Origin of the sequence: Gemmiger sp. An120 (assembly GCF_002160955.1) — a bacterium.
Taxonomy (GTDB): domain Bacteria; phylum Bacillota; class Clostridia; order Oscillospirales; family Ruminococcaceae; genus Gemmiger_A; species Gemmiger_A avium.
Genome location: NZ_NFLN01000003.1, coordinates 211,344 through 231,960, shown reverse-complemented (window position 1 = coordinate 231,960; position 20,617 = coordinate 211,344). Strand labels below are relative to the sequence as shown.

20 protein-coding genes are annotated in these 20,617 nt (G+C 60.4%); 14 read left to right on the top strand and 6 right to left on the bottom strand.

The features are described 5' to 3' along the window. Positions 1-49: 49 nt before the first annotated feature. The gene (locus B5E65_RS04380) at positions 50-895 is read right to left on the bottom strand and encodes a MerR family transcriptional regulator (RefSeq protein ID WP_087170552.1); all 846 of its coding nucleotides are present in this window, start codon (positions 893-895) and stop codon (positions 50-52) included. Positions 896-1,191: 296 nt separating this feature from the next. Between B5E65_RS04380 and B5E65_RS04375 the strand changes: the two genes are divergently transcribed. The 3 genes from B5E65_RS04375 (at position 1,192) to B5E65_RS04365 (ending at position 5,002) form a co-directional block, all read left to right on the top strand. Next, positions 1,192-1,518 carry a hypothetical protein gene (locus tag B5E65_RS04375; RefSeq protein WP_087170551.1) on the top strand — a complete coding sequence of 109 codons (327 nt, stop codon included), beginning with the start codon at positions 1,192-1,194 and terminating at the stop codon, positions 1,516-1,518. Positions 1,519-1,654: 136 nt separating this feature from the next. Beyond that, entirely contained in the window at positions 1,655-2,545 is an 891-nt protein-coding gene (locus tag B5E65_RS04370; RefSeq protein ID WP_087170550.1) for a LysR family transcriptional regulator, read from the top strand. Between the two features lie 111 nt (positions 2,546-2,656). Continuing rightward, entirely contained in the window at positions 2,657-5,002 is a 2,346-nt protein-coding gene (locus B5E65_RS04365; protein WP_087170549.1) for an FAD-dependent oxidoreductase, read from the top strand. 203 nt (positions 5,003-5,205) lie between these two features. On the opposite strand, the gene B5E65_RS04360 is transcribed toward B5E65_RS04365, so the two are convergent. The 3 genes from B5E65_RS04360 to B5E65_RS04350 all read right to left on the bottom strand — a co-directional run bounded on the left by B5E65_RS04360 (position 5,206) and on the right by B5E65_RS04350 (position 8,389). After that, entirely contained in the window at positions 5,206-5,901 is a 696-nt protein-coding gene (locus B5E65_RS04360; RefSeq protein ID WP_087170548.1) for a YczE/YyaS/YitT family protein, read from the bottom strand. Then, on the bottom strand, positions 5,898-6,299 hold the full coding sequence (locus B5E65_RS04355) for a MarR family winged helix-turn-helix transcriptional regulator (RefSeq protein WP_242957475.1): 402 nt from the start codon (positions 6,297-6,299) through the stop codon (positions 5,898-5,900). Before B5E65_RS04355 ends, B5E65_RS04360 begins: the two co-directional genes overlap by 4 nt. A gap of 179 nt (positions 6,300-6,478) precedes the next feature. After that, positions 6,479-8,389 carry an FAD-dependent oxidoreductase gene (locus B5E65_RS04350; RefSeq protein ID WP_087170547.1) on the bottom strand — a complete coding sequence of 637 codons (1,911 nt, stop codon included), beginning with the start codon at positions 8,387-8,389 and terminating at the stop codon, positions 6,479-6,481. 235 nt (positions 8,390-8,624) lie between these two features. Here B5E65_RS04350 and B5E65_RS04345 point away from each other — a divergent pair, with 235 nt between their 5' ends. The 3 genes from B5E65_RS04345 (at position 8,625) to B5E65_RS04340 (ending at position 10,819) form a co-directional block, all read left to right on the top strand. Further along, entirely contained in the window at positions 8,625-9,524 is a 900-nt protein-coding gene (locus B5E65_RS04345) for a helix-turn-helix transcriptional regulator (protein WP_087170546.1), read from the top strand. Positions 9,525-9,766: 242 nt separating this feature from the next. After that, on the top strand, positions 9,767-9,967 hold the full coding sequence (locus B5E65_RS16505; protein ID WP_242957474.1) for a hypothetical protein: 201 nt from the start codon (positions 9,767-9,769) through the stop codon (positions 9,965-9,967). Positions 9,968-9,970: 3 nt separating this feature from the next. Continuing rightward, on the top strand, positions 9,971-10,819 hold the full coding sequence (locus B5E65_RS04340; RefSeq protein WP_275532858.1) for a substrate-binding domain-containing protein: 849 nt from the start codon (positions 9,971-9,973) through the stop codon (positions 10,817-10,819). Between the two features lie 79 nt (positions 10,820-10,898). On the opposite strand, the gene B5E65_RS04335 is transcribed toward B5E65_RS04340, so the two are convergent. Further along, complete coding sequence (locus B5E65_RS04335) at positions 10,899-11,741, bottom strand: AraC family transcriptional regulator (protein WP_087170545.1); 843 nt, start codon at positions 11,739-11,741, stop codon at positions 10,899-10,901. A gap of 161 nt (positions 11,742-11,902) precedes the next feature. Between B5E65_RS04335 and B5E65_RS04330 the strand changes: the two genes are divergently transcribed. The 4 genes from B5E65_RS04330 (at position 11,903) to B5E65_RS04315 (ending at position 15,839) form a co-directional block, all read left to right on the top strand. Beyond that, a complete protein-coding gene (locus B5E65_RS04330; RefSeq protein WP_087170544.1) occupies positions 11,903-12,994 on the top strand; it encodes a uroporphyrinogen decarboxylase/cobalamine-independent methonine synthase family protein in 1,092 nt (363 codons plus the stop codon). Then, complete coding sequence (locus B5E65_RS04325; protein WP_087170543.1) at positions 12,985-13,914, top strand: DUF4432 family protein; 930 nt, start codon at positions 12,985-12,987, stop codon at positions 13,912-13,914. The genes B5E65_RS04330 and B5E65_RS04325 overlap by 10 nt, the downstream gene beginning before the upstream one ends. Next, complete coding sequence (locus B5E65_RS04320) at positions 13,911-15,089, top strand: uroporphyrinogen decarboxylase family protein (RefSeq protein ID WP_158098512.1); 1,179 nt, start codon at positions 13,911-13,913, stop codon at positions 15,087-15,089. Before B5E65_RS04325 ends, B5E65_RS04320 begins: the two co-directional genes overlap by 4 nt. Before the next feature lie 171 nt (positions 15,090-15,260). Further along, complete coding sequence (locus tag B5E65_RS04315) at positions 15,261-15,839, top strand: xanthine phosphoribosyltransferase (protein WP_087170541.1); 579 nt, start codon at positions 15,261-15,263, stop codon at positions 15,837-15,839. Positions 15,840-15,928: 89 nt separating this feature from the next. Here B5E65_RS04315 and B5E65_RS04310 read toward each other — a convergent pair whose 3' ends face one another. Beyond that, on the bottom strand, positions 15,929-16,246 hold the full coding sequence (locus B5E65_RS04310) for a YerC/YecD family TrpR-related protein (protein WP_087170540.1): 318 nt from the start codon (positions 16,244-16,246) through the stop codon (positions 15,929-15,931). Positions 16,247-16,534: 288 nt separating this feature from the next. Here B5E65_RS04310 and B5E65_RS04305 point away from each other — a divergent pair, with 288 nt between their 5' ends. From B5E65_RS04305 to B5E65_RS04290, 4 genes are all read left to right on the top strand, one after another. Then, positions 16,535-17,707, top strand: a complete 1,173-nt coding sequence (locus B5E65_RS04305; protein WP_087170539.1) for an ABC transporter substrate-binding protein — start codon at positions 16,535-16,537, stop codon at positions 17,705-17,707. 134 nt (positions 17,708-17,841) lie between these two features. Beyond that, positions 17,842-18,717: a branched-chain amino acid ABC transporter permease gene (locus B5E65_RS04300; RefSeq protein WP_204655817.1), complete on the top strand. Its 876-nt coding sequence runs from the start codon at positions 17,842-17,844 to the stop codon at positions 18,715-18,717. 13 nt (positions 18,718-18,730) lie between these two features. Then, positions 18,731-19,780, top strand: coding sequence for a branched-chain amino acid ABC transporter permease (locus B5E65_RS04295; RefSeq protein ID WP_087170537.1), 1,050 nt, complete (start codon positions 18,731-18,733; stop codon positions 19,778-19,780). Positions 19,781-19,818: 38 nt separating this feature from the next. Continuing rightward, entirely contained in the window at positions 19,819-20,613 is a 795-nt protein-coding gene (locus B5E65_RS04290) for an ABC transporter ATP-binding protein (protein ID WP_430672980.1), read from the top strand. Positions 20,614-20,617 lie beyond the last annotated feature (4 nt).

The window sequence follows — 20,617 nt, the reverse complement described above, 5'->3', positions numbered from 1 at the left end:
AGAGTCAACAGATTCCGTGAAAAAATTCACAATATTTTCTCAAACGTCTTTATTTGACAAATGCCACCGGTACCTGCAGCCGCAGGAACATGCTGCGGGGATCGTTGTCAAACACGTGAAAACCGGTCATAACCTCACAGATATAGTCGCCGGATACCCTGTAATTGTTGCGGCGGCAATAGTCCAGCAGCATCCGGGCACAGGGAATTTCATCATCGTAGTTGTCCAGGTATATGCAGGCGTACATGCCGCTGTCCACAATCCGGGGCGCGCCGTCCCGAAGCGGCAGATCCCGGCCGGCAAACAGAAAGATCTGCCCGGGCACAAACCGCTCGGCCAGAAAGTCTTCCCGCCCGATGGTGGTGCCGATATTGTAGGAATGGATCTGCTCCAGCCCCTGCTGCGCCAGGGTGTGGCGCAGCGCCTGCAGCGAGGTCTCGTAGCTGCGGATGCCGCTGCTGTAGAAGTTTTCCGGGCAGGGGATGCCCCAGGCGTAGCGGCGGTCGATGTACTCCAGCGACAAGGTACCTGTGGCGGGGGATTTGCGGTACCGCTCGATAGACTGGATTGCCCGTTCCACCGCATCATGACGGGCTTTCAGCTGACGCATCTGCTGGTGCAGCTGCTCATTTTTCCGGGCCAGCAGTTCCTCAATCAGGGTGATGTCCTCCTTTTGCAGCGCCTGCCCGATCTCCGAAAGGCTCATACCCAACTCTTTCATATAGGCGATCATGTCCAGCCGGGCGTTCTGGTCGATGCTGTAATAGCGATAACCGGTATCCGGATCCACATAACGGGGCTTGAGCAATCCTTTTTCATCGTACAGGCGCAGTGTGGTGATGGAAATCCGGTTCAGTTTTGCCATTTTTCCAATGGCGAGCAGGTCTTCTTTCATGCGGCACCTCCCGAAACTCTCATCTATAAGAAGAGTTTAGCGCAGCCGGAAATTGAGCGCAAGCCTTGAAGTTACGAAAAACAGGCGAATTTCTGCAGGACGCCTCTTTGCCCGGTCGGTTTGGCCGCCGGGTTTGCGGCCTTTGCCAAAAACTGGGTACACCAGCGAAAAAAGAAGAAATTGTGAAAATCAAAAATAATACTTGACTTTGTCAACCTTTCGCTTTATACTTGATCAAGTCAAGTAAATAACCCGCCGGGTCAACCGCCCGGCCTGCACAAAAGGAGAAAACAACAATGAAGCGTTCTTCCAAAATCTGGCTCTGGTTTGCTCTGGTGCTCTGCGCCGCCACCACGGTTCTGAATGCCACGCAGGGCCGTATCCCCTCGGTCATTATCGCCCTGGTGTCTCTGGCCGGGCTGGCCATTCTGCTGTTCGCCCAGAAAAAGGCCGGCTATATCCTGATGTGCTGCTGCTATGTGCTGTCCTTCCTGGTGGCGGTTACCGGCAGCCTGTCCTCCGGCAATCTGCTGGCCTCCATTGTGATGTCCCTGATCGGCAGCCTGCTGGTGCCGGTAATCACCTGGCTGTTCATCCGTCGCGACTGGGCACAGTTGCGCTGATCCGGGCGGCCGCCCTGTTTTATCTCCCCGGCCGGGGCCTCCCTGTGGAGGCCCCGGTTTTTCTATATTATGGATTCTTGCGTAAAGTGTGGCAAACCTTTATAATGCAGGTGAAAAGAAGAAAGGGAGAGATCGTATGGAACTGCGTCAGCTGAAATACTTTCTTTCGGCCGCCCGTAATCTGAGTTTCACCACCGCCGCACGGGAGTGCTATATTGTGCAGTCAGCCATGTCCCAGCAGATTGCCGCGTTGGAAAAGGAACTGGGCGTTACCTTGTTTGAACGGGGCGGCCGCACCATGACCCTGACGGCGGAGGGGCGGGTATTCCGCCAGGAGGCAGAGCGCATTCTGCGCCAGGTGACCGACTCCACAGCGTTGGTGCAGACCATTGCCTCCGGCTACGAGCGTACGGTGCGGCTGGGCTGTCACGGAAGCCTGCTGCATCGGGAACTGGTATCCGGCCTGCGGCAGCTGCATAAGGAAAAACCGGATCTGCGGGTGCTGGTTTTTCAGGACATCGCGGCCCGCTTGCTGGATGCTTTGCGCAATAAGGATCTGGACTGTGTGGTGGGCATCCTTTCCCCGGCTATGAAATTGCTGTCCGGTTGGCTGGACTGGCAGGTTATCCGGGAAGAAGGGGTTCGGCTTATGGTGCCGGAAAACCATCCGCTGGCCGGGCGGGAGTCGGTCACAATGGAGGAAGTGGCCAGGGAGCCTGTTATCCTGCTGAGCGGCAGCGATAAACGGGATCATCTGATGCGCTGGGCTGACAGCGGCCATCCGATCCGGGTTTATTGCTATGCGGAAGAAGCCGGCAGCGTAGAAACCATGGTGGCGGCCGGGTTTGGCGTGTCCCTGTGCCTGGAAAGTGCCTGCCGCATCCGGGAGGGCATACGCTATGTGGACATCTGCGGAACCAACCGGGAGCAGGTGGCCCTGTTCTGGAACCGGGGCGAACGGGAGAAAAGGCTGGCGGAGGAACTGCTTTCATTTTTAGTGATGGATCCATCGAATTCCGTTATTTGAATTTGTGGGATCGCTCCGATATACTGAGTGTGGTAAATGTTTAACACATACGGGACGGGTGCACACGGCCTGTGTGGATATAAGCATTCAGCATACCCAGGAGGAGAAAAGATGAAGAAGAACAGCATTCTTGCCTGTGTGCTGGCAGGTGCGCTGCTGCTGAGCGGGTGCTCCAACACAGCGGCATCCGGCAGTGCGGGCAAGTACACAGCAGGCACCTATGAGGCCACCGCACAGGGATACGGCGGCTCTGTCACGGTTACCATGACGGTCGATGCCGACAGCATTACCGATGTGAAAGCCGTGGGCGAAAACGAAACCGAGGGCGTGGGAAGCAAGGCGATCGAGCAGCTGCCCGGCGCGATTCTGGAAGCGCAGAGCTGTGAAGTGGACGGCATTGCCGGCGCCACCTTTTCCAGCGACGCGGTACTTGCAGCCGCCAAGGACTGTCTGGCCCAGGCTTCCGGCACCCAGGCGGAGCCTGCCTCTGTGAAGATGGCTTCCGGCACCTATACCGGCCAGGGAACCGGCTTCCGGGTCAGCGAGCCGATTACCGTCAATGTGACTGTCAGCGAAAATGAGATCCTGGACATCCAGGTGGATCAGGTAAACACGTCGGAAAAACCCTCGATTCTGCAGTCGGTGGTGGATCTGATGCTGCCCCGTATCCTGGAGAATCAGTCGGTGGCTGTGGATGCCATTACCGGCGCAACTGCCAGCAGCAACGGCGTCAAGCAGGCGATTACGGATGCCCTGACCCAGGCGCTGGAGGCCGGCGACAGCGATGCCTCCGCCATCAGCGCGTTCCAGACGGCTCCGGCCAAGAGCACCGAGACCATTACCCTGGACACCGATGTGCTGGTGGTAGGTATGGGCGGTTCCGGCGTGGCGGCGGCGCTGAGCGCAGCGGAAAACGGTGCTTCGGTGCTGGCGATTGACAAGGCCGGCAAATACGGCGGCACCTCGGAGCTGACCAGCGGCCCCATGGCCATCAATGTGCCCAGCCAGGTGGAAGCCGAAATCGCCGATTGGCCCAACCCGGTCACCGGTGAGACCGAGACCAAGCCCGCCGGGGCCGATCTGATCGACGCCGAGGCCCTGTACGAAGACTGGCTGGCCTATACCACCATTGATGGTGTGCAGACCGCCAAGCCTGAAATGATCCGCATCATGATCGACGAGAGCGGCTATACCGATGACTGGCTGACCCAGTATGGTTTCTCTTTTGATCCGGCCATTGGTTTTGCCGGCAACAGCTGGGCGGCGTTTACCCCCCACACCGGCGCCAAGGCCTTGACCGAGAGCTTCTTTGACTCGGTAATCGGGCACTTCGAAGAGATGGGCGGCAGCTACATGCTGGAGACCGAGGCCTATGACCTGATCTATGACGAGGCCACCAACCAGGTCACCGGCGTGCTGGCCCGCAGCACGGCCGACGGCACCGAGTATGTGATCAACGCCAAGGCAGTGGTCCTGGCCACCGGTGGCTACGCCGGCAGCGCCGAGATGGAAGAGACCTACCTGTCCAACGAGTACTATCCCCTGAAGGGTGCCTGGAAGCAGTTCGGCATGCAGCAGAACGACGGCAAAATGATCCAGGCGGCCATTGACGATGGCGCCGGCACCTACAACATCAGCGTGCCGCCCATGGTGCATGTAGGCGGTGTGGACGGCTTCCTGTCCGGCTACGAGGCTGTGCCCATCGAGGGGCAGATCAGCAGCTCCACCGGCCGTCCCGCGGTTTGGTCGGTGGCGGATATTCCCCTGAACATGGCCATTTCTTCCAACACGCTGGCCGTGGGCGCGGACGGAAAGCGCTTTACCAGCGAGACTGCCCTGTCCATGTTCAACCCCTGGATCTCCGGCCCCCACTTCTACAGCATCTGGGGCAACGAGCAGATTCAGGATCTGATTTCCAACGGTTTTGATGAAGTGCCCTACGGCCCCTCTACCAACTATCTGGGGTATGGCAGCAGCATCCCGGCCGGGGTTCCCCTGCCGGAGACCGAGGAAATTCTGCAGGCAGCCATTGACGCGGGCTACGTGTACAAGGCGGACACCATTGCGGAACTGGCGGAAAAGATGGGCTTCGATCCGGAAGTCCTGGAAGCTACTGTAGAAGAGTACAACAGCTACTGCGCCACCGGCGTGGATGAATCGTTCGGCAAGGATGCGCAGTATCTGGCGGCGGTGGAAGGTGGCCCCTACTACGGCATCGTAGGCTCTTCCTACTGCTACTCCACCTGCGGCGGCCTGGATATCAACACCGATTTCCAGGTGCTGCTGGCGGACGGCGAGACCCCGATGGGCGGTTTGTACGCAGTGGGCACCGACTCCATGGGCGTGCTGTTCTCCGAGGCGAAAGCCTACGTGACCTACGGCGGCGCTGCCCAGGGCTGGGCCTATACCTCCGGCCGTCTGGCAGGCCAGGTGGTGGCCGAGGCGGTAAAGGAGTAACCCCTCTCTTTCCCTAAGTGGTGTGACCCGCCCAATACACGGGCCGACCAAGCAGAAGCCGGGCAGTGCAAAGGCACTGCCCGGCTTTTATGTGCAACCTTGGACTCAGTAAGCGGCCGGAGCGATATTCCCGTTCTGCACACAACCTGAACCGAAAAAATCCCCCGGCAGCCTGCCGGGGGATTGCTGTATACAAAGGTGGATTACGCGGCTTCCCACCCGTACATGAACCGGTGCACGCGGGGCTTCAGCGGCTCGTACAGGCCCAGGATCTTGCCCACGCCGAACGCCGCGATCACGGTGCCCTCCCGGATGCCGTGGAACTGCCGGAAGTAGGCCAGCGAGATGGCCAGCGCAATCAGGGACACGGTGATGTCAAAGCACATCTTGACGGTGTGCAGCGGCAGATGCAGCTTGTCCGCAATCACCTGCATGATGCCCTCGCCGGGCAGCGAAATCAGGCAGGGGGCCAGATACAGCAGGATGCCCAGTGCAATCAGCGCCATGCTGATTGCCAGGTACAGCAGCCGCACCCCGTAGATCCCAGCAGGGGAGAGGGACAGCGAGGCTGGATCCGGCAGAAAGCGGTCGGCCAGAAAGTTGGTGAAGTCGGTAAAATAGCCGAACAGGGTGGTGCAGATCAGCTGCAGCACCCGGGCGGGCTGCAGATCCCGGCCCAGAATCAGAAACTGGATCAGGATATACAGCGAAAAAATTACAATGATCCAGGTGCCCATGGACAGAAAGGTAAAAATCTCGCTGAGCACGTAGGGGATGGAGTTTACCGGCGACATCCCCAGATCGGCGGTGCCGGAGAAGGATACCCCCATCGCCATGATGAACAGCCCGGCACAATAGACCAGAACCTTTTTCAGCAGTGTGATTGCGCTATATTTCATTCCAAACTTCCTTTCCCGTTTTGCAGGCATTTTTCCAGCAGCCCTGTCAGCGTCTGCCGCTCCTCGGCGGTCAGGCCGGCGGTGATCTGCGCCTCCGCCTCGGCAAAAACGCCGTTCAGCGCCCCGGCCAGTTCCTGCCCCCGCGGGGTCAGCGATACATACAGGGAACGCCGATTGCCCGGCCGGTTGCGCCGGGTTACCAGGCCCGCGGCCTCCATGCGGGTGAGGATGCTGCCCACCGTGGCGGGTTCAATCTCGCAGTAGTCGGCAATGGCTTTCTGCTCATGCTCCCCCTGCGAGGCCAGAAATTCCAGAATTTTTGGCTGCCGGGGGACAGGCCCAGCGCCGCTGCCCGGTCCAGAACCATGCGGTTCAGCTGCAGGTAGGTCTTCATCCACAGATGATGGAGCGAATTCATGGCTGCCTCCAAATACTAAGCATTCTTATAATAACGATGCTTGTTATATGCCTCTTGCAAAATCTTCTCAACGGGCAGGATGCAAAATAAACAGAGCGAGGGGCCCCGCACCACGGTGCGAAGCCCCTCGCCAGATCGGATTCAGAAAAATTGCGCGGTTCAGCCGGCCAGTGCCGCTTCGGCCGCATGGGTGCCGGCCAGACGGCCGGAGGTCAGGGCAAAGCCCAGGCCCACGCCTTCCACGTTTACGTAGGCGGCCACGCTTATGCCGCTGCAGTTGTTGCCGGTGGCGTACAGGCCGGTGATGGGCTGCATGTTCTCGTCCACCACCTGCAGCTCGCTGGTCACGTCCACGCCGCCCAGCGCGCCCAGCACGGCGTTGTAGCCCTTGGTCACGTAGTAGGGCGCTTCGCTCGCCGCGTACACCAGGCTCTCGGCGCTCTTGAAGAATTCCTCATCCACGCCGGTCTCCACATAGGTGTTGTAGCGCTCCACCGTCTCTTTCAGAGTGTCCGGGTCGCAGCCGATGAACTCGGCCGCCTCGTCCAGGGTCTGGCATACCTTGCCGTCCCCGCTGGCGGTCAGCGCCTCAAAGTCGGCGGCGAACACCTCCGGATCAATGGGGGCATGGTAGACGGTGGGATCCCCGTTCTCGTCCACAATGCCGAAACGATCCCAGTAGTGCACCCAGGTGCCGGTGTTCTCCTGGGTCATGTCGGTCCAGCGGTCCACGGTGGCCTGGTCCACAATGGTAAAGGCGTAGCCGCCCTGGGCCAGCACCGCGCTGGAGAACTCCACGGTATCCTTCAGCAGGTCTTCGTTCATAAACCGCTGGCCCAGCTGGTTCACCCACAGAACCGGGGTGTTCAGGGTCAGCTGTTCGCTGGTGATGTCGGCCGTCTTGGTACCCACGCCATGGTTCATGGTCAGCAGCTTGCCTTTGGCGGCGCCCACATCGTACATCATCTGCAGGCCGGAACCGTCGTTGCCGCCGATAACGCTCACGGTGTCATACACCTTGTCGCCCAGGGTTTCCCGCATCATTTCCTCATTTCCCGCAAAGCTGCCGGTGGCCACGATCACCGACCCGGCATGGACGGTCAGGGTGCTGCCGTCCTCCTTGGTGCACACCGCACCGGTCACAGCGCCGCTGTCATCGGTGAGCAGGCTGGTGGCGGTGGTGTTGTACCGGATCTCAACCCCGTTCTCCTCCAGGGACTGGCCCAGGTAGGTGAAGGGATCGGCGTTGTTCCAGCGGTGGTAGATGATGGTCTCGTCAAAGTGGGCGATCTGCTGGGCGGTCTTGGACAGATACACGTTCACGCCCTTGTCCAGCAGGTATTCCACGGTGTTTTTGGCTTCACTCACAAAGGTGCGCACCAGCTGGGCATTGGCCAGCTGATTGCCCTGGTCCATGATCTTTTCGTACCAGTATTCCTCGTCGGAACCCAGGTCATCGCCGTAGCGCTCTTCCTGCAGGGAAGTGCCGATGGCGAACATGCCCTGGGCCGCGTTGCCCATGCCGCCCAGTACGCCGGTGCTTTCCACACCCAGTACCTGCGCGCCCGCCTCAGCGGCGCTCAGGGCGGCCATGGTGCCGGAAGCGCCCATGCCGATCACCAGTACGTCGGTGGTAACTTCCTCATCCTCGCCGGTGGGCTCGGCCGTCTCCTCAAAGGACATCCCGGCCTGGGTCAGGGCGTCCTTGGCGGCGGCCATCACCGCCGTGCTGGTCACGGTGGCACCCGCCACCCCGTCAATGTCCGGGCTCTGGGCATCCAGAATCGCCTGGGCCAGTTCCGGCAGGGCGGCGCCGCCGATGGTGGCGGTCTCGCTGTCGCCGGCCGCGTCCACGGCGGTGATTGCGCCGCCCTCGATGGTCACGGTGACGCTGACTTCACCGCCGAATCCCTCGGCGGTGCCGGTATAGGTGCCGTCGACAGGGCCGGCGGCGGAACAGTCGGAAGCCGGGCTGCTTGAGCTGTTCTGCCCGCCGCAGCCGCACAGAACGGCGGCCAGCATCAGAACGCTCAGAAGCAGAGCCAGCAGCTTTTTGCCAGTGGTTTTCATGCTTGTTGTTCCTCCTTGCGAATCTTGCGCGGCAGCGGAAAGGGCCCGTTTCCGCCGCTTGTTTCACAACCCGCGCCGCGGCACGGATTGTGCGGTCTGCGTTAAAAGATTATCACGGAAACCGGGCCGCTCACAATTGACGCAGCTTGTGTCAAAAGTGGTTTATTTTTGGCTTTTCCTGGCGGCTGACAGGTACTATACTGTAAGAAAAGACACCAGGCAAGGAGGAATCGTCATGGCGACCAAAGCGGATTGGGCTCCGGTGCTGGAGGGGCTGTCCGGCGGGCCTGCTCAGGCCGGCGGGGTACAGCTGGCGGTCTGCGCCCCGGGGGAACATCCGGGGGCCCATCTGCAGCTGTTGTTTGCGCCGGAGCGGGCGGTGCTCAGCCTGCGGGACGGGCGGCGGGTGCCGCTGTGCGCGGGCAGTGTGCTGCTGCTGCGCAGCCGGGCGGGCTGCCGGGTGGAGAGCGGCCGGGCGCTGGCGGTGCGGTATCCGGAATCCTTTTTTGACGGGCTGTTCTTCAGCCAGCTGGCGGATTGCCGCATCCTGTACGACCTGATGCGGCTGCCCGATCCGGAGGAGGAATTCCTCTGCTTTGACTATCGGCCGGACGAACCGGTGTGGGAATGCCTGCTGGCCCTCTGCCGGGAGCTTCTGCTGGGGGATGGCTTTACCGGCAAGCTGCTGCACTGCGGCACGGTGCAGCTGTTCACCCTGCTGCAGCGGGGATTCCGGGACCACCTGGCGGTAAGCCGTTCCACCATGCTGCGCCAGAACGCCTTCGGCCAGATGCTCAAGTATATGGGGGACCATTACGACACGGTGACCCTGGAGGAACTGGCCCGCCGTTTCAACTACAACCCCAGCTATCTGTCCGCTTATTTCCGGCGGGTCACGGGGGAGACCTTCAGCCACAAGCTGTACCACATCCGGATGGAACAGGCTCTTTGGGCGCTGGAACATACCGACCGCCCGGTACAGGACATCAGCCAGTCTTTGGGATTCAAGGAAAAAAGCTACTTTCTGCGCCGGTTCAAAGCGGAGTATGGCTGCACCCCTACCCAGTATCGCAAGCGGCTGGGACTGCCGCCGCGGGGGGTATGCGCTCCGGACCAAACAACGCCAATCGAATAAAATGACTGCGCGGGCCGACCGAATGATTGTCAGGCCCGCGCTTTTTCTGCCAGCTGAACAGAGCAGTTTTGTTAAACGACAGGGCAGGATTCGGGAACAAAGTGGGCTGGAAATCCGCCGTGAAATTGGGTATGATGGAATTGCACAAAACAAGTGGCGCTCACTTAATAAAACTGTGCATAAGGCCTAAAACATGCGGGCGGAACGAACACATCCGGCCGTTTTAAAAGGAGGAAACACAGATGAAAAAAGCAATCGCATTGATCTCGGCGCTGGCGCTTTGTCTGGGTCTGATGGCCGGCTGCAGCACCGGCGAGTCTACCAGCCAGCCCGCCGCAGGCGGTTCCAGCGAGCCGTCTTCCACGGCCAGCAGTACCGGCGGCACCACCGGCGACAGCAAGGGCGTGATCTACGGCATCTACAAATCCGGCGATCAGACCTGATTCCTGGATGAGGGCGCCGCTGCCAAGGAGGCTGCCGAGGCCGCAGGCTACGAGTTCAACTACGTGGACGTGGGCCTGGATCCCGAGAAGTACCTGAAAGCCATCGACAACGCCATCGCCAGCAAGGCGGCCGGCGTGGTCACCTGCACCCCCGACCAGACCATGTCCCAGGCCGTTGTGGACAAGCTGAGCGGCGCCGGCATCCCGGTCGTGGCCGCTGACGACGCGCTGGAAGCGGACGGCGAAAAGCTGGTGCCCTGGGTGGGCATCAACGCTTACGCCATCGGCCAGGCCAACGGCGAGTGGCTGGCCAACTACGCCATTGAGAACGATCTGGTGGGCAAGGAAGATGTGGGCCTGCTGATTATGACCATCGACACCGTGTCCAGCTGCGTGCCCCGCGCCGAAGGCGAAGTGGACAAGTTCCTGGAACTGTGCCCTGAATGGGACGAGAGCAAGATCTTCTACGCGGACAACGACGGCACCACCGAAAAGGGCAACACCCAGGCGGCCGCTGTGATTACCGCGCATCCTGAAATCAAGACCTGGCTGGTCACCGGTGCCAACGAAGAATGCTGCATCGGCGCGGCCCGTGCGCTGGAGAGCGCCGGCCTGGACAAGGACGCCTGCGTTGTGGGTCTGGGCGGCTACATGGCCAAGGATGAGTTCAAGAAGGACTTCTCCTGCATGAAGGCTTCTGCTTACTTCTCTTCTCAGGACGTGGGCGCTGGCTCCATCGAGGTCCTGCTGCAGCTGATCAACGGTGAAGAGCCTCCCATGGAGACCGCGGTGGACGCCGTGGTCGTAACCCCCGAGAACTACGTGGAAGTCATGGGCTCCTACGCCGAATAACTCCCACCAACAGGGCCGGCCTGCACAGAAAACAGGAGGGGACGCGCCCGGCGGCGCGTCCCCTTTGCTGTGCCCTGTGTTACTGTTCGTCCCGATATTCCTGCGGCGTCATGCCCAGCTGCTGGCGGAAACAGGTGCAGAAATGGCTTTCGCTGTTGAATCCGCACCGGAACGCCACCTCCTTGACGGTGAGCGGGCTGGAACGCAGCAGATACCGGGAATAATCCAGACGCACCATGACCAGATAGCGGTGCGGCGTGAAACCGGTCTCCCGCTTGAACAGGCGGGAAAAGTAAAAGGGGCTGAGCATGGCCTGCCGGGCCAGCAGCTCCACCGAAATGTCCCGGTCCAGATGATCGCTGATATAGCGGATGGACTCCTCCACAACAGCCGACTGCTGCGCCTGGCCGCGGCTTTCCTCGGCACAGAGGATCACGTCGGTAAGCAGATCGGTAATGTATTTGGAAAGACGCAGTTCCGGCGCAGGCACCCGGTCTTTGTACAGGGTCAGCAGCTTGCGCAGGCTGTGGGTGGCGGCATAATGCCCTGCCATACGCAGTACACAGCCGTTTTTGGCGGCCAGTTCATAGTAATGGCGGGCCATCGGTCCGTCAAAATGGATCCACTCGATCTCCCAGCCGTCTCCGGTGGCGGCATAGCGGTGCGGCGCGTAGCAGTCCAGCACCACGATATCCCCCTCCTGCAGGGTACGGCGGCGGCCTTCGGTCTCCACATACCCGGTTCCGTGGGTGATATACATCAGCATAAAACAGTCAAAGGTACGCCGGTCCACGCAGTAGCTGGTGTCACACATATAGTGGCCCAGATATACCGGATAAAAGGCCAGTTCCTTGCCGGCTGCGCTGGGAATGTGTGCGTACAGTACAGAACCGGGCAAAGTCCCGATATCATGCGGCTTCAAGCCGATCCCCCCTTTTGAGCAGTGATTTATTTTTATAGTATAGCAAATTCTTCGGCCGCTCTCTATCGGCCGGTTGAAATAAGAGCAGTTTTTTGAAATAAAAACGCAGTTTACAGCAAGCCCGTCCGGCCCGTCCGCCGGATCCTCTGGAGGTATGACAGATGAGCATGAAATTCCCCTATTCCGTTGAGCTGGAGACCAAACCGGATTTTGAGGCCTGCATGGAGCGGGTCTATGCCTGGTACAATCACGAGGTGCTGGACCGGGTACCGGTGCGTTTCTCCGCCCACAATGCCGAGTACAACACCGTGGACCGGGCTGACCGCTGGCCCACCCTGAAAGACCGCTGGTTCGATGCGGAATACCAGGTGGACAAATACCTGAACAGCATCCGGGGCAAGAAATTCCTGGGCGAAAGTTTTCCGGTGTACTGGCCCAATCTGGGCCCCAATGTGTATCCCTGCATGCTGGGGGGCGAAGTGGAGTTCGGCGATGTGACCACCTGGGCCCGCCATACCCTGCACGACTACAGCGAAGCGCCCCGCTACCGGTTTGATCCGCGCAATCCCTACTTCAAGAAACTGGACGAAATGACTGACATCGCCCTGGAAAAGGGCAAGGGCCTGTTCATCACCGGCTATACCGATATCCACCACGGCCCGGACTGCGCCGACGCCATCCGGGGCACCGAGGCGCTGTGTATGGATCTGTACGACGAGCCGGAGGAAGCCAAGGCCTTTATCGAGCAGTGCAGCCTGGATTTTGAGCGGGTATTCCACTATTTCAACGACAAGCTGCGCGCCCATGACCAGCCGTCGGTCACCTGGATCAACATCCCATCTTATGAGTCTTTCCATATTCCGGGCATGGATCTGTCCTCCATGCTCAGCCGGGAGCAGTTCCGGGAGTTTGTGCTGCCGGTCCTGCAGCGGGAGGTCAAGGTGGCCCGCCACAATGTGCTGCATATGGACGGCAAGGGCGTGGCCCGTCATCTGGATGATTTCCTGGCGATTCCGGAACTGGCCGGCATCCAGTGGGTGCAGGGCGTCGCGGAAGACGAGCCGATCCTGCAGTGGGTACCGCTGATCCAGAAGATCCAGAACGCCGGCAAGGGCGTGGTGGTGGACCTGAAGGTGTCGGAACTGGAGCCCTTTATGGACGCGGTTTCTCCCGAGGGAATCTACCTGTGCATCGCCACCGACGACGAGGAGGAGCAGCAGGCAATCCTGAAACGGCTGCTGAAATGGAAGTAACCCGGAATGGGCCGGTCCTGGTGCTGCGGGGCGGCGATCTGTGTGTTCATGTGCGCCCCGGGCGCGGCGGACGGATCGACCGGCTGTTTCACGGCCCGTCAGGCGGATTTCAGCCGGTGTTTGTGTCCGGCACGGCCTGTCGCACACCCCGGCCCGGCGATGCTTTTGAAGAACACGACACCTGCGGCCTGGACGACGGTTTCCCCACCCTGCTGCGGGAAACCGTGGAACTGCCGGACGGCCCGGTGGTGTATCCGGATCATGGGGAAATCTGGTCCACCCCCATGGAGTGGCGGCAGGACGGGGATGCCCTGACCCTGTTTATGGAAAGCCGGCTGCTGCCGTACCAGTATGAAAAGACCCTGCGCCTGAAAAGGGATTGCCTGCATCTGCACTGGCGTATCCGCAATACAGGGCGGTATGCGTTCCCTTGTCTGTGGACCTTCCACGGACTGTTCCGCTACAGCCCGGACCTGCGGGTACGGCTGCCCGAAAGCGACGGGAACGGGGCACTGTGTACCTGCGCCAACCCCCGCCTGGGGCCGGAGGGCACCCGCCTGCGCCGCACGTCTCTGCTGGAGCATGTGCCTGAACCTGTACCGCCCACCGCAGAGAAATTCTGGCTGCTGGGCCGGGTCCGGCAAGGCCGCTGCGCATTGGAATATCCCGCCGAGGGCATGGCGGTGGTCCTGACCTACGATCCCGCCCAGCTGCCGTATCTGGGCTTCTGGGTCACGGCAGGCGGGTTCAAGGGTGAGTACAACTGTGCGCTGGAACCCTCGACCGGCTGGTACGATTCGGTGGACTGTGCACGCCGGCAGGGCTGCTGCCCGGTGCTGGAACCGGGGCAGGAGCAGAGCTTTTCCATGACCATACGCGTATGCCCGCTGACGCAGGCAGAAAAGGAGGCCTTTGCATGACCGACCGCGAACTGTTTTTTGCCATTGCACGGGGCGAACCCACCGACCGGCTGTATTTCTGCCCGGACATTACCGACTGGTATCTGGGCAACCACCGGGGGCCGGGGGAGCCGCTGAAATACGGCCCCGGCGTGTTCATCCCGGAGGAGGATTCCATCCGGCACGAACATCAGGAGCATCTGGACCCGGAGTTCCGGGATCTGTCCCTGCTGGATTTCCACCGCCGCTACGGCTGGGGCATCCATTGCCATATCCGGGACTGGTACCGGGTGGACTATGCCCCCGGTACCCGGCTGGACACCACTGTGGAGGGGGACCGGATGACCCAGGTGTGGAGCGGCCCCGCCGGTTCGCTGACCCGGCACTGGCAGCTGGCGGCGGACGGCAGCTGGGCTTCGCTGGACTACTGGATGGACGGCCCGGAGGATCTTCCGGTGCTGGAAAGCCTGGTGGACGCCGAACGCTATACCCTGCTGGATGAGAATATTCGCCGGGTGCTGGACGGCATCGGTGAGATGGGCCAGGCGGATATTGTGGTCAACCGTTCCCCGTTCGGCAAGCTGCTGCATGAATACCTGGGCTTTGCCCAGACGGTGTTCCTGCTGGAAGACGAGCCGGAACTGTGTGAACATTTTCTCGAGGTTCAGACCCGCAAGGACAAAGAACTGATGGAACTGGCGGCTGCCTCTTCTTGCAGCCTGGTGCTGATCTGCGACCATGCGGATTCCACCCTCTTTTCGCCCACCATGTACCGGCAGTGGTGCATCCCGTTCTACAAGCAGGCGGGGGAGATCCTGGGCCGGGCAAACAAGTTTGTATCCACCCATCTGGACGGCAACCTGCACACCCTGCTGCCGCTTATGGCGCAGACCGGATTCCATATTCTGGACGGCTGCACCCCCGCCCCTATGTTCGACTATGAACCGGAGGAGCTGGCGGCCTCGCTGGCCCCGGAACAGACCGCTTTTGTGGGGGTTCCCTCCGCGCTGTTCTGCGACGGCACCGGTGAAGAGGAGCTGTTTGCCCTGGCCGACCGCATTCTGCGGGCATTCCATGGCCGGGTAATTCTGAATGTGGGCGATATCCTGCCCGCCAACGGCGATATCCGCAAGGTGATCGCCCTGGGCGAATATGTAAAACGACATCCCCTGAACGGAAGAACGGCCGGGCGGTAGCCCTCGCTGTGCTTTCCGGCACTCGAACCGAGAACGGCCGGGCCAGTTTTGGCCCGGCCGTTCTCGGTGAAAACAGCATTTCTGTAAAGTTTTTGTGAAAAAGGAATTGCAAACCGCGGCGTTTTTTGGCATAATAGGTCTAATCAAATTCTGTAAAAGTGAGGCGTCAGTATGGAATTGCTGGAACAGCGCATCCGGGAGCAGGGTCAGGTCCGCCCCGGCAACATCCTGAAGGTGGACTGTTTTCTGAATCATCAGCTCGATGTGGAGCTCCTGGACGAGATCGGCAAGGAGTTCTACCGTCTGTACAAGGACGAGGGCATCAATAAGATCCTGACCATCGAGGCGTCCGGCATTGCCATCGCCTGCATGACCGCCCGGTATTTCCATGTGCCGGTGGTCTTTGCCAAAAAGGCCAAAAGCAAGAACCTGGATGGGGAAGTGTTTACCTCGGTGGTGCACTCCTATACCTACGGGCGCGACTACGACATCACCCTGGCCCGCAAGTTCCTGGGCCCGCAGGACAAGGTGCTGATTGTGGACGACTTCCTGGCGGTGGGCAAGGCCATGAACGGCCTGCTGGACATCTGCAAGCAGGCGGGCGCCCAGGTGGGCGGCATCGGCATCGCCATCGAAAAGGGTTTCCAGCCGGGCGGCGCTGCGCTGCGGGCTGCGGGCTACCGGGTCACCAGCCTGGCCATCGTGGACGGCATGGGCGACGACGGCTCGCTGGAATTCCGTCCGCAGTAAGACGGCCGGATTCCTGCCTATTTAATATTGTATAGAAATACAAAAAGGGCGCCCTGTCGGGGGCGCCCTTTTTTGCCGGAAACGGGGAATCAGGCCTCGGCCTGCTGGTCTTCCTTGCCGTCAATGCGGCCCAGCATCAGTTCATAGCCGCCGGTACCGTACTGGATGCACCGGTTGATCCGGCTGATCGTGGCGGTGCTGATCTCCACGCTGCGCACGATCTGCTCGTAGGTCTTGCCATCCAGCAGCATCCGGGCCGCCTTCAGCCGCTGGGTCATATCGCCCAGTTCCTTCACCGTGCACAGGTCCTCAAAAAACATATAACATTCTTCCACACTGCGCAGGGCCAGGATCGTTTCAAACAGCTTGTCCGTTGTGGGATTGTGCAGCCGGTCGTTTGCCGCCATTCTTTTCGCCTCTCTTTCTTGTTGCACGCTTTAGCCGGCTACAATGGTATCATACAAACGAACAAAAAGCAACCTCTTTACCGCTGCCGGGGTTCGGGAGTTGTGAAGATTCTGCCAAGAAACTGTGACCGAATTTTGTACAAGTTCCCCACAAAAAGGTTTGGAATGACAAAAACTATGTAAAAATAATGCATTGCCATTGCCTGCTTTGCGGAAGTATAATTTATGGTATCATAGTGAAAAAGTGCTGAAACCGCTTTTTCGTATGAAGAATCAGGAGGGAAAGATATGAAAAAGATCTTGTGCTTTGTGCTTGCGGCTGCCATGGCGCTGAGTCTGGCTGCCTGCGGCAATGGTTCCAACGGAAATGCGTCCGATGGGAATACCATTAAGGTAGGCGTTATTGCCAACACCACCGGCGACTCTTCCCAGTACGGCATTGCTGTCAGCCAGGGTGCCAAGCTGTACATCAAGCAGCTGAACGAAGAGGGCGGCATCAACGGCAAGCAGATCGAGGTTGTAGAGTACGACGATAAGGGCGCCACCGCCGACGCGGTCAACGCCTACGAGCGTATGAAGAGCGACGGGGTCACCGCTGTGATCGGCGCGGTGCTTACCAACACCACCCTGGCCGTAGCCGACAAGACCTATGAGGACAATATGCCTCAGATCACCGCTTCCGCCACCGCGGCCAGCGTCACCGTGCTGGACCCCACCGACGAGAACAGTGATATCCGCACCAACGTGTTCCGCGCCTGCTTCATCGACCCGTTCCAGGGCGAGAAGATGGCCGAATATGCCCAGAAGCTGGGCGCCACCAAGTGCGCCGTGCTGTATGACAGCGGCAACGACTATGCCAAGGGCGTAGGCGATGCGTTCGCTGCCAAGTGCAAAGAGCTGGGTATTGAGTGCACCGTGGAAGGCTACGCTACCGGCGACAAGGACTTCAAGGCGCAGCTGACCAACATCAAGGCTTCCGGCGCCGAGTATATCATGTGCCCCAACTACCTGGAGGACGTGGGCCTGATCGTGACCCAGGCCCGTCAGCAGGGCATCACCGCCGGTTTCCTGGGCGGCGACGGCTGGTCCGGCGTCAGCGCTTACGCTTCCGCTGAGGATCTGGAAGGCTCCTACTTCTGCTCCGGCTACGCGCTGGGCTCCAACGCTGAGTTCGAAGAGGCGTACGCCGCCGAGTACGGCGAGGCTCCCAAGCAGATGTTTGAGGCTCTGGGCTACGACGCTGCGCTGCTGATGTGCAATGCTCTCAAGAGCGCGGAGGAGCAGGGCCTGGAGGCTGGCTCCGACGAGTATAAGCAGGCTGTGATCGACGCCATGAAGGCCACCAACGGCCTGGAGGGCGTCACCGGCACCTTCAGCTTCGACGACCAGAACAACCCCATCAAGTCCGCTTCCATCCTGCAGATCCAGGGTGGCGAGGAAGTCTTCGTGGAGAACTTCTGATCCAGGTTCCCGTAAGTCTTATCGATCGTGCAGGGGGGGCCATCCCCCCTGCACGATTTTTCACATCCTGCCGCTGGTGCGGTATTACCGACATCTCTATCTGAACCGGAAAGGATCTGACCGCTATGTCACTGATTTCCCAAATCATCAGCCAGCTGGTCAACGGGTTGCAGTCCGGCTCCATCTACGCCCTGGTCGCGCTGGGGTACAGCATGGTGTACGGCATCATCCTGCTGCTGAACTTTGCCCACGGCGACATCATCATGATCGGCGCGTATGTGGTGTTCTACGCCATGACCAGCTTCAGCCTGCCCCCGCTGGCAGCGGTGCTGCTGGCCGTTATCGCCTGCACCCTGTTGGGCGCCCTGATCGAAAAAATCGCCTACACCCCGCTGCGTTCGGCCCCCCGCCTGTCGCTGCTGATCACCGCCATCGGCGTCTCTTTTCTGCTGGAAAACGGTGCGCAGCTGGTATTCGGCGCCGGCGCCAAGAACGTGCCCAGCTTTATTGACGGCGGCGTTCAGATCGGCGGCGTGTACCTGAGCTATGTTTCGGTGGTCACCATTCTGGTATCGGTGGCGTCCATGGTCGTGCTGACCTTCCTGGTGCAGAAGACCAAACTGGGCAAAGCCATGCGCGCGGTGTCCGAGGATATGGGCGCGGCCCAGCTGATGGGCATCAGCCTGAACCGCACCATTTCCTTTACCTTTGCTGTTGGCTCGGCGCTGGCCGGTATCGGTTCGGTGCTGTACATCTGCGCCTATGGCCAGGCCAGCCCCACCATGGGCTCCATGCTGGGCCTGAAAGCCTTCGTGGCGGCGGTGCTGGGCGGTATCGGCTCCATCCCGGGCGCGATGATCGGCGGCTTTGTGATCGGCCTGCTGGAGGCCCTGGTCACCGCCGTGGGCCTGTCCACCTGGAAGGATGGCGTGGTGTTTGCGGTGCTGATTGTGGTGCTGCTGGTCAAACCCACCGGCATCCTGGGCCGCAAGATCACCGAGAAAGTGTAAGGGGGTTGGTAACATGATCGAAAAACGCAAAACGATCCCCATGCCGGTTCGGTATCTGATCAACACAGTGCTGGTTCTGGCACTGTTCGGCCTGTTCTACGGCCTGATGCAGGGCGGTATGATCGACGGCTACAGCAGCACCGTGCTCTCCCTGGCCGGCATCAACATCATCCTGGCTGTTTCCCTGAACGTGGCCACCGGCTACCTGGGCCAGCTGCCTCTGGGCCATGCAGGCTTCATGGCGGTGGGCGCCTACACCGGCGGTATCTTCCTTAAGAGCGTCAACGCCTCCGATCTGAGCGGCCCGCTCTACGCGCTGGCCATCCTGGCGGCGCTGGTGCTGTCCGGCGTGGTGGCGGCGGTTTTCGGCGTGCTGATCGGTATTCCGGCCCTGCGCCTGCGGGGCGACTATCTGGCCATCATCACCCTGGGCTTCGGCGAGGTCATCCGCGTCATTATCCAGAACATCGACGATGTGCTGGGCTTTGAGTTCACCGGCGGTATCTCCGGCCTGAAGCGGATCCCCTCCTTTACCAATTTCTATCTGGTGCTGGCCTGCGTGGTGGTCACCTGCCTGGTGATCCATATGGTGATGAAGTCTCATCACGGCCGCGCCATCCTGGCCATCCGGGAAAACGAGATCGCCGCCGAATCCAGCGGCATCAACACCACCTACTACAAGGTTATGGCCTTCTCCCTGTCGGCTTTCTTCGCCGGTGTGGCGGGCTGCCTGTACGCGGGCCATATCGGCTCTCTGGTTCCCAAGGATTTCGGCTTCATGAAGTCCATCGAGATCCTGGTCAACGTGGTGCTGGGCGGCCTGGGCTCCATGGTTGGTTCTGTGCTGTCCGCCTCCGTGCTGACCATCCTGCCCGAGGCGCTGCGTGCCTTTGAGGACTACCGCATGGTGGCCTACTCGCTGGCGCTGATCGTGGTTATGATCTTCAAGCCCTCCGGCCTGATGGGCCAGTATGACTTCTCCATGAGCCGTATTCTGGAGAAACTGCTCAACCGCGGCGGCCGCAAGACCGCCGCCCAGGCGAAAGGGGGTAAGGGCGAATGAGCAGCAAGACAAAACTGATCCCCGTGCCGGGCAGCGGCATGGTGCCTGAGCGGGACATTGACAAAATGCCCATTCTGGACGCCCGCCACCTGGGCGTGGATTTCGGCGGTCTGACCGCTGTGGACGACTTTAACCTGGCCATCGGCCGCACCGAGATTGCCGGCCTGATCGGCCCCAACGGCGCGGGCAAAACCACCGTGTTCAATCTGCTGACCAACGTGTACCAGCCCACCCGCGGCTCCATCCTGCTGGACGGGGTGGACACCAAGGGCAAAAAGGTGTACCAGGTCAACCAGATGGGCATTGCCCGTACCTTCCAGAACATCCGTCTGTTCAAGGAACTGTCGGTGGCCGACAACGTAAAGATCGGCATGCACAAGTCCCTGAACTGCCGCCTGCCCGCCGCCGTGCTGCGGCTGCCCACCTACTGGAAAGAGGAGAAAGCCGCGCAGGAAAAGGCTCTGGACCTGCTGAGCATCTTCGGCATGCAGGATCTGGCCGAGGTCAAGGCCGGCAGCCTGCCCTACGGTGCCCAGCGCCGTCTGGAGATCATCCGTGCCCTGGCCAGCGAGCCCAAGCTGCTGCTGCTGGACGAGCCGGCCGCCGGCATGAACCCCTCCGAGACTGCCGAACTGATGCAGAACATCAGCAAGATCCGGGACACCTTCCAGATCGCCATTATGCTGATCGAGCATGACATGAACCTGGTCATGGGCATCTGCGAGGGCATCGCGGTGCTGAACTACGGCAAGATCATCGCCAAGGGCACCCCCGACGAGATCCGGAACGACCCCGTCGTGATCGAGGCCTATCTGGGCAAGAAGGAGGCGTGAGAGC